We start from the raw sequence: 8,601 nt of genomic DNA, 5'->3' as shown, positions 1-8,601 counted from the left end.
CCAAACCCGCGCGATACCAGTACGATAGAGTTGGAAAAAGACACCATCGATCGCAATTAACTTACGACTACCTATTGCTGGTGAGAAGTGATAATCTTTCCAGACTGATTCAATATTCTGTCCGACTTGTGTCAGTTGGGCAAACGCATAGTTGATTCTCTGCTCTGCTGGAGAAAGGTCATCAGTAGATTGACTATCAGAACTAGCTAAACTTGCTAAGATCCATTGATACTTGGTAAGCAGACAGTTTACTATCGATGTCGATAAAACATATCGATTGTTTCGATCGGGGACATGTTTGTAGACAATCTTTAGATATTCATATGTCATCGACCAGAATAGATCTATACCAGAAAATTCAGATAATTGTCGGTTGAATATTTTGCTAATATAGCTTTCCCAACTACCAAAATCTGCTAATTTGCGTACATATTGTAACGGTTCATCTAAATAAGCGATGTCGCCTAATAAAGATAACTCATTCAATAAAATATTATCTGGGCCGACTGTTTTGGTTCCCAATGTTACCTGCTTGAGGACAGAACTTCTGAGTAATCCATAAATAGGTGAGCCATATCCCATTCCCCATAATACAACTTGAAAGCGAGAGACTGGATCTAAACCTCTAGTATCAACACCTCTACCAATCGTGCCTAAATCTTGCTTGTTTTCATCTATCCAAACAGATTTTGGATAGTATAAAACTACAGAGGGATTGTCTTCTAATCCAGTAACACATTTAGATAAAAATTGTGGGTGCCAAAGATCGTGTCCAGATATCCAGACAAAATATTGAGAATTTGAGGTTTCAAATACTTGCTTGAAGTTGTCTGCTGCACCAATATTAAGTGGATTTGCGATAATTCTAATTCGACTATCCTTAGCTGCGAACTGGTTGCAAATATCTAAAGTATTGTCAGTAGAAGCATTGTCAGAAATAATCAATTCAAAATCAGCATATTCTTGATTTAATATAGATTCTATTGTTGCACCAATATGTTTTGACTCATTATATATTGGCATTCCAATATTGACTTGCTTGAAATTCATATCCACGATTTATCTCTCCCTAATTATCGATCGATACGTTGTAACCAGGCTCCTGGCCAATAGGTTACATTTTCAGATAAACCGTTACTTTCATTAAATTCCCATTTTGGCTGTTCTAGTCTAAATTCAGGATGAGTTGCTAAAAACTCTTGAGCTGCATGATAAGGATTATTGGTACCCCAATCTGCTTGAGATCGAGGTGCAGATACTAAATCTTTCATAATACCATCAGTTGCAACGATATAAGATCCTAGAGATACTAGCTCTGCATAAGCATTTAATTCTGCTAAAACATGTTCTCTACTGTGATTTGAATCTAGGATAATTAAAACTTTATCAGTAGGTTTGATTAATGATTTTACTTGAGATACGATATCAGTATTTACGGAACTTCCTTCAACAAGGGTAATATATTCAAACAAGTTATGCTCTTCAATCGCCACACGATTGTGCGGTCTAATTTCGATGTCAATACCAATTATCTTCCCCCGACCTATTGCTTTACACAAGCTAGCATAAAGAATGAGAGAGCCACCGTGTGCTATACCCGTTTCGATAATGACATCTGGCTCGATCTTGTAAATAACTTCTTGGGTACGAACGATATCTTCTGGTAATTGAATGATTGGTCTACCCATCCAGCTAAAGGTATACACATATTTATTGTCCCAACCACAGCGTAGCCACGTTTGAGAGATAATATTAAATGCTTCTGGAGTTCCAATCTTATAAACAGAATTAGATTGATTCTCTTCTACAATAACTTCATTATTCTCTAAATCTATTTTAACTGATTTCATAATTATATTTTATTGAACATACTTCATGTAAACTAAACTCAGGCTACTATCCGATCGATCGGTTTCGATCCATGATACTATATCATTTTTGAAATTGCGCTCTAAACAAATGCGATGTGTTTCATGAAAACCAGCTTTTTGATAAAAACTTATAGCTGTATTATCAGATCTTACTCTAACATTTAAATTTGATAGCTCTAAATATTCTCGTGCCCAATTAATAAGAGTTTGCAAAGCTAGTTTCATAGTTCCAGCAGGAGCATGTCCACCTCGAACGATTGCATCAGCTTCTCCATACTTGTTCTTCCAGTCAATAAAATCTAGTCCCATATACCCGAAAGATACTCCATGCAAATCTTCAAGCATAAATATAATTTTATTTTCATTGTATCTAACTACTTCAGTTAACCAATTCGCTGTACGTTCCTCTGTTGCTTGAAATTCAGTTAGAAAAGCACTTACATAACGATTTCGCCAATTAGTCAAATTATGAATATCATTTTGATTGAGTAAATTTGGGTTAGTAGCAATTGGTCTAAGGAGACATATTACAGGCTTTCCTACGGGTATACATATCTCAGACCCTGGTAAACCCGCACTATTTTTTAAAATAGAGACTATAGTTTTTCCCGTTTTGATGCCTATCATTGGGACTTCTCCAGAAAATAAGAAGCTATACTATCAGTAATTTGTTTTAATGTTTCTGTTGACATATCTGAATGGAGCGGTAAAGAGAAAATCTCTTTAGCAACTTTTTCTGTTGTAGACAAATCTCCTTGTCGAAAATCTTTAAACAAAGTAAATAAATGTCCTGGCTGCCAATGAATTCCTGTGTCTACGCCTCGATCTGAGAGATAAGATCGCAGTGCATCCCGATCTTCTTCTGGTACCCGTATATAGTATAAGAAAGGTGTTATGTTAGAAAAGTCTGTTTTAGGTACTATTACTTGAGGAATTTGACTTAGGGCTTTGTTATAAAAAGTGCCGTAAGCTGCGCGATTATCAGAAATTCGACTCATTTTAGCTATTTGAGCTAGTCCAACAGCCGCATGAAGATTTGCCATATGATATCTAAAACCTAATCTTTTAACATCATAAGTCCAGGCCCGCTGATTTTGATACATCACAGATGAAGGCTGTCCCATTCCAATCAGTCTCATTTCATGTATCGCTCTTAATTCATCTTCGGTACGAACAATTATTGCCCCTCCGTCTATGCACGTCATTGTTTTAACTGGGTCAAAGCTAAACATACAAATATCAGAGAAACTGCCAACCATTTGACCCTTGTATTTAGATCCAAATGAATGTGCCGCATCATGAATGACCCGTAGATTATATTTATGTGCTAATTCTGCAACACGAGAATGATCGCACAAAACACAATCATAGTCCATGACAATAATTGCTTTAGTCTTTGATGTAATTAGCTGTTCAGCTTTATCTAAGTCTATACATAGTGTTCGATCGTCAATATCACAGAATACAGGTTCTGCCCCAGTTGCTAAAATTGCCTGAAAATCGGCGATATTATTGAAAGATGGGGTGATAACTTCATCACCAACTCCTATCCCTGCAACCATCAACCCTAAATGCAATGCAGCATGTCCAGTGCTAACAGCAGCTACATATCGATCTGATATATTTAAAAATTTTTTAAGTGCATCTTCAAATTCACCGACATAACTGCCCATTCCTAGCCAACCTAGCTCTAATGCTTTTGTGCTTGCAACTATCTCTTCTTGCTCGATTAATGGTTGAAAAACTGGTATTCTATTCATGGTAATATACGAACAGTATTAAATAGTAAAATCAGGATAGTCTCGGTCGCGTTGATTAATTACGCTCACAGCTAAGGGCATTTCAATCCCAAAAGCTGGATCGTTCCATCTAACACCTTTAGCCGCATCTGCTTTGTAAACACCAGCCATTTGGTAAAATACTTCCGTATCATCTACCAGCGTTTGCAAGCCGTGCGCGCAGCCAGGAGGGATGTAAAACATCTGATGATTGTCAGCAGTTAATTCCGTGGCTATCCACTGTTTAAAGGTGGGAGATGAGGCGCGTAAATCGAGAATGACATCATAGATGGCTCCTTTGGTACAGCGAACTAACTTAGTTTCTGTATCGGGAGCTATTTGATAGTGCATCCCTCTTATTGTTCCCTTGTGAGTGGTAAAGGAAACATTACACTGAACAAAATTGCTATTTAATCCTTGTTGCTGAAATTCATCGGCGCAAAAGCTGCGAGCAAAGAAGCCGCGCTCGTCAGTGATGGGTTCGATTTCAATTAGGTACGCGCCAGGGATTTTCGTGGGGGTGAATTTCATGTAACTAAATTATCAAAAAAATAGGATAATAGAGATGAGAACTGTCAAAAAATCATTACGATGCAAGTCTCCCTCACCCTTTACGCAGACCAACTACTTCAACGGATGATGTCATTGGGCTATCGTGACCCTGTTCAGGCGATCGAAATTGCCCTAGAACGCATGGTAGAATCCGAGATGAATCGTGATGACTCTCCAGAAATAATCGAATGGATGCGCCAAGAAGTCGCTATCGGAGCATCACAAGCAGAAAAAGGTGAATTTTCCACCTTGAGTTTGGGTGAAATTAAAGCTCAGGTTTTAGTGCAGCATCAACAAAATCTCTCCTGAAAGTCTAGACGATGGCACGATACCTACTAACCCAACGCGCCGAGCAGGACTATCGAGAAATTCTTGCTTTCACACTAAATGAATGGGGAGTGGAGCAATTCACAGCCTACGCTACTGTGTTCGATAACGCTTTTGAGCGACTTGTTACTATGCCGCGCTTTGGCATTCGGCGCGATGACATTCGCGAAGGCTACTATTGTTATCGCGTTGAGAAACATTACATTTTCTATCGGATAAATAACGATTGCATTGAGGTTGTAAGAATCCTTCACACTAAACGAAGGATGACACGAGATTTATTTTCAAATGACCTCTAGCTGCGGGATTGGCACGACAAATTTACCACCCCAGCCTCGAATACATGCCATCTGTGCAATGATTTCCGATCGCAGGTTCCAAGGTAAAATTAGTAAATAATCTGGTTTAGTCTCAGCGATCCGATCGGGATGACAAATCGGAATATGAGTACCCGGTAAAAATAAGCCCTGTTTATGTGGGCTACGATCGACTGTATAATCGATAAAATCTGTCCGCACGCCGCAGTAATTAAGTAAGGTATTGCCTTTAGCTGGTGCGCCATATCCAACGATCGATTTACCTTCAGTTTTAGCCTGAATCAAAAATGCGAGTAGTTGACGCTTGATGCTTTCGACTCGTTCGGTAAAGTCTAAGTAAGTATCGATTTTATCGAGATGAGCTGCAATTTCTTTGGCTTTTAATTCGGTTACTCGCTCGGTGACTGGCTGTTGGGTATTTTCGGTATGTTTGCCATATATTCTCAAAGAACCGCCATGTGTAGGTAATTCTTCAACATCGAATAAAGTCAAACCATGTGCGGCAAATACTTTTTCGACAGTGAGGAAAGAGAAGTAGGAAAAATGCTCGTGATAAATGGTGTCGAACTGATTTTGAGCGATTAATTGTAATAAGTGAGGAAATTCGATCGTGATGATGCCATCTGGCTTAAGCAGCAGTTTCATCCCTGCGACAAAATCATTGAGATCTGGTACGTGAGCGAGGACATTATTACCTAGTAGTAAATCTGCTTGTTTATCGAGTGCGACTAATTCTATCGCTGTTTGCACGCCAAAGAATTTAGTCAGCGTAGGAATACCTTTAGCTTCGGCAACTGCGGCGACATTCGATGCTGGTTCGATGCCGAGTACGGGAATATTTTGCTTTTGAAAATACTGTAACAAATAGCCATCATTACTAGCAATTTCGATAACTTGACTCGATCGATTCTCCGAAGGAGAGGCTACGCCAACGAATCCAAATCGTTCGACCATTAGATTGGTGTACCGCTCACAATGCTGAAGCCAGCTTTCGGAATAGGAAGAAAAGTAAGCATAGTCACCATCACCGAAAATATGCTCTCGCGATTCTACTTCTGGTAATTGAACTAGAAAACAGCAATCGCACACATAAGTATGTAGTGGGTAAAACTTCTCCGCTTTGTCAATTTGTTCGAGCTTGAGGAAATCATTGGAAATTGGAGAGCCACCTAAATTAACAAATGTATGTTGGAGGGGCTGTTGACAAAAACGACAATTATGATGAGTCATATTTAGAGGGTGAAGATTAGAGGGTGTATACACAAATCTATGGTGGTGATGCGTAGTCCTTTACCCCACCCCAGCCCTCCCCTTATAAAGGGGAGGGGGCAAAAGCCCCCCTTTATAAGGGGGGTTGGGGGGTAAATCAACCTCAAACGAAGGGGTAATTTAGACACCACTCTAACGAATAAAATCCTAATATTTTTACTAGTTATTGATTATTTGTTGAAGGGCTAGTTCTGATAATGGTAAAGCCTCAAGATTTGAATATTGTAGATGAGAACCAGATCGTTCTTGTAGTCTTTGTTGCTGTGAATCGAGAAAGTTTTCATACCAGACGATCGTTTTCTCTAAGCCGCGATCGAGTGTAAAGTTAGGCATCCACCCTAGAATTTCTCTAGCCTTAGTTGCATCTAGAAACTGATGCTGAATTTCATTGTTAGCTTGATTTTGAACGATCGGACTTAATTCAGACCCCATGATCTCGACGATCTGAGAGACTAAATCTAGCACGGTAACTTGCGTCTCGTTAGAAAAGTTAAAGGCTTGTCCATATAAACTCGAATTAGTTGCCAATTGTTCGGCGAGTAATGTGTATGCAGCCGCACCATCTTCGCAATAAATATAGTCGCGGATATAACTACCATCCGATCGAATTATAGGAGCTTCACCGCGCAGGATCGATCGAATCGTACCGGGAATAATCCGATTCCAATTTAAGTCGCCGCCACCGTAGAAATTGCCACAGCGGGTAATTGCGACGGGTAATTTATATGTGTGTCCGTAAGCTTGAGCGATTAAGTCAGCACAGGATTTACTAACGTCGTAGGGGTGCAAACCTTGAAGGGGTGTGGTTTCGATATAGGGGAGCGTATCGCAGTCGCCATAAGCCTTATCTGATGATGCCATCACGATTTGCTTGACGGTGGGGCTGTGACGACAGGCTTCGAGCATTTGCCACGTACCCGCGATATTTGTCTCAAAAGTCGAAATTGGGTTCCGATTGGCAATCCCGACGATTGTCTGGGCGGCTAGGTGCATTACCGTATCGATTTCGTATTCGCCTAAGACGCGTTCGAGGAAGACTCGATCGCACACATCGCCGCGCACGACTTTGACGCGATCGATCGATCCAGAGCGGATTAATTCCGATTGCGGTACCGCATCGCGCACGACGCAGATAACATCCGCACCCAAACCCAACAATCGTTTCACCAACCAACCACCCAGCAAGCCTGTCGCGCCAGTGACTAATGTCGGACGATTATCCCAAAAATTACTACTTTGACTCATCGCCAATCTATCCGCATACGATACAACCCACCTGCTTATTATTCCCAAACTTTCCAGGGAGGATTGCCACTTTGCCAGTAATTTTCCAAATTGTACTTATCGCGGAGGGTATCCATACATTGCCAGAAGTCATAGTGACGATAAGCTGCTAACTGTCCATCTGTAGCTAATTGCTCTAATAGTTCAATTTCTAATCCCGCACTGTCATTGGTGAGGTACTTAAACACCTGGGGTTCCATCACCAGAAATCCGCCATTAATCCAGCCTTCACCCGCTTGAGGCTTTTCGGTGAAGTTTGCCACCAAATCGCCTTCGATTACCAGTCCGCCAAATCGCGCTGGTGGACGGACCGCACTGACTGTTACCCATTTACCGTGGGATTTGTGAAATGCTAGCAACTGTTGGAGATCGATATTGCTGACGCCATCGCCATAGGTAATCAGGAACGTTCCATCACTGAGATAAGGTTCTAAGCGTTTGAGTCGTCCGCCAGTATTAGTTTGGACTCCCGTATCGAGCAAATGGAGTTTCCAGTCTTCGCATTCTTTAAGTTGGGGCTGAACCAATCCAGTGGCTAGATCTAGCGTCATACTCCCGTTGAGGGTGTAGTAGTCCAGAAAATAGCGTTTGATATATTCGCCTTTATAGCCCAATGCCACTAAAAACTCGTTAAATCCATAGTGGGCATAGTGTTTCATGATATGCCAGAGGATCGGACGACCGCCAATTTCGACCATTGGTTTGGGGCGAATTTCAGTTTCTTCAGTCAGACGCGTGCCTAAACCACCTGCTAAGAGAACGACTTTCATAGAATAAGTTGCTGGTTGATGAGTACACCCTGCACCCGCAACTACTTAGCTGGTTGAGTTGGTTGCTTTGGCTCAGTTGGTTTTAGAGTACCCACTTTTTTAGGCTCCGCCATCTGTTTATCGATAGCCGCGAGTAATTCTTTGTACTCCTTGTTGGTGGGATTGAGTTTGACGAGCTGTTCGAGGGCGGCTTTGGTGCCTGGAGCGTCACCTGTCCGCATCCGAATCTCGACTAAGCCACGTAGTGCAGTTTGATTATTTGGTTCTCGTTTTAAAACTGCGAGAAAACCTTTCTCTTCGGCTTTAAATTGGGCACTCTGAGATTGGGCGGGATTTTCGCTGGCGACGGGTTGGTTCAGTGAGCTGCCAAATAATCCGCTCAGTCCTGATACGCTCGAAATCAAGAAAGCCATGCCAGAGGCTAGTACAAAGG

11 protein-coding genes are annotated in these 8,601 nt (G+C 41.2%); 2 read left to right on the top strand and 9 right to left on the bottom strand.

Annotation, left to right across the window (positions count from 1 at the left end):
- From RMO35_RS03620 to rfbC, 5 genes are all read right to left on the bottom strand, one after another.
- A partial coding sequence (locus RMO35_RS03620; protein WP_309738617.1) for a glycosyltransferase family 2 protein occupies positions 1-1,050 on the bottom strand: 1,050 nt, incomplete at its 3' end.
- A gap of 23 nt (positions 1,051-1,073) precedes the next feature.
- Positions 1,074-1,850 carry a CmcI family methyltransferase gene (locus tag RMO35_RS03615; protein WP_309738615.1) on the bottom strand — a complete coding sequence of 259 codons (777 nt, stop codon included), beginning with the start codon at positions 1,848-1,850 and terminating at the stop codon, positions 1,074-1,076.
- 9 nt (positions 1,851-1,859) lie between these two features.
- Positions 1,860-2,498, bottom strand: coding sequence for a GNAT family N-acetyltransferase (locus RMO35_RS03610; RefSeq protein ID WP_309738614.1), 639 nt, complete (start codon positions 2,496-2,498; stop codon positions 1,860-1,862).
- The gene (locus RMO35_RS03605; RefSeq protein ID WP_309738613.1) at positions 2,495-3,631 is read right to left on the bottom strand and encodes a DegT/DnrJ/EryC1/StrS aminotransferase family protein; all 1,137 of its coding nucleotides are present in this window, start codon (positions 3,629-3,631) and stop codon (positions 2,495-2,497) included. Before RMO35_RS03605 ends, RMO35_RS03610 begins: the two co-directional genes overlap by 4 nt.
- Positions 3,632-3,649: 18 nt before the next feature.
- A complete protein-coding gene (rfbC, locus tag RMO35_RS03600; RefSeq protein WP_309738612.1) occupies positions 3,650-4,180 on the bottom strand; it encodes a dTDP-4-dehydrorhamnose 3,5-epimerase in 531 nt (176 codons plus the stop codon).
- A 60-nt stretch (positions 4,181-4,240) separates the two neighbouring features.
- Between rfbC and RMO35_RS03595 the strand changes: the two genes are divergently transcribed.
- Together RMO35_RS03595 and RMO35_RS25160 are read left to right on the top strand one after the other, a co-directional pair.
- The gene (locus RMO35_RS03595) at positions 4,241-4,510 is read left to right on the top strand and encodes a hypothetical protein (RefSeq protein ID WP_309738610.1); all 270 of its coding nucleotides are present in this window, start codon (positions 4,241-4,243) and stop codon (positions 4,508-4,510) included.
- A gap of 11 nt (positions 4,511-4,521) precedes the next feature.
- Positions 4,522-4,827 carry a type II toxin-antitoxin system RelE/ParE family toxin gene (locus RMO35_RS25160; protein ID WP_396134942.1) on the top strand — a complete coding sequence of 102 codons (306 nt, stop codon included), beginning with the start codon at positions 4,522-4,524 and terminating at the stop codon, positions 4,825-4,827.
- On the opposite strand, the gene RMO35_RS03590 is transcribed toward RMO35_RS25160, so the two are convergent.
- The 4 genes from RMO35_RS03590 to RMO35_RS03575 form a co-directional block, all read right to left on the bottom strand.
- Positions 4,813-6,075, bottom strand: coding sequence for a class I SAM-dependent methyltransferase (locus RMO35_RS03590; RefSeq protein ID WP_309738608.1), 1,263 nt, complete (start codon positions 6,073-6,075; stop codon positions 4,813-4,815). The genes RMO35_RS25160 and RMO35_RS03590 overlap by 15 nt on opposite strands.
- A 198-nt stretch (positions 6,076-6,273) precedes the next feature.
- On the bottom strand, positions 6,274-7,359 hold the full coding sequence (locus RMO35_RS03585) for a GDP-mannose 4,6-dehydratase (protein ID WP_309738607.1): 1,086 nt from the start codon (positions 7,357-7,359) through the stop codon (positions 6,274-6,276).
- A 38-nt stretch (positions 7,360-7,397) separates the two neighbouring features.
- Positions 7,398-8,168 carry a glucose-1-phosphate cytidylyltransferase gene (rfbF, locus tag RMO35_RS03580; protein WP_309738606.1) on the bottom strand — a complete coding sequence of 257 codons (771 nt, stop codon included), beginning with the start codon at positions 8,166-8,168 and terminating at the stop codon, positions 7,398-7,400.
- Between the two features lie 41 nt (positions 8,169-8,209).
- A partial coding sequence (locus RMO35_RS03575) for a tetratricopeptide repeat protein (RefSeq protein WP_309738605.1) occupies positions 8,210-8,601 on the bottom strand: 392 nt, incomplete at its 5' end.

The organism is Chamaesiphon sp. OTE_20_metabat_361 (genome assembly GCF_031364565.1).
The sequence above is the reverse complement of the archived record's forward strand: the minus strand, read 5'-3'. Positions and strand labels throughout refer to the sequence as shown.

Coding starts and splice junctions, on each gene's coding strand:
- RMO35_RS03585 (WP_309738607.1), bottom strand. CDS start 7,359: ATGAGTCAAAGTAGTAATTTTTGGGATAATCGTCCGACATTAGTCACT.
- rfbF (WP_309738606.1), bottom strand. CDS start 8,168: ATGAAAGTCGTTCTCTTAGCAGGTGGTTTAGGCACGCGTCTGACTGAA.
- rfbC (WP_309738612.1), bottom strand. CDS start 4,180: ATGAAATTCACCCCCACGAAAATCCCTGGCGCGTACCTAATTGAAATC.
- RMO35_RS25160 (WP_396134942.1), top strand. CDS start 4,522: ATGGCACGATACCTACTAACCCAACGCGCCGAGCAGGACTATCGAGAA.
- RMO35_RS03610 (WP_309738614.1), bottom strand. CDS start 2,498: ATGATAGGCATCAAAACGGGAAAAACTATAGTCTCTATTTTAAAAAAT.
- RMO35_RS03590 (WP_309738608.1), bottom strand. CDS start 6,075: ATGACTCATCATAATTGTCGTTTTTGTCAACAGCCCCTCCAACATACA.
- RMO35_RS03605 (WP_309738613.1), bottom strand. CDS start 3,631: ATGAATAGAATACCAGTTTTTCAACCATTAATCGAGCAAGAAGAGATA.
- RMO35_RS03595 (WP_309738610.1), top strand. CDS start 4,241: ATGCAAGTCTCCCTCACCCTTTACGCAGACCAACTACTTCAACGGATG.
- RMO35_RS03615 (WP_309738615.1), bottom strand. CDS start 1,850: ATGAAATCAGTTAAAATAGATTTAGAGAATAATGAAGTTATTGTAGAA.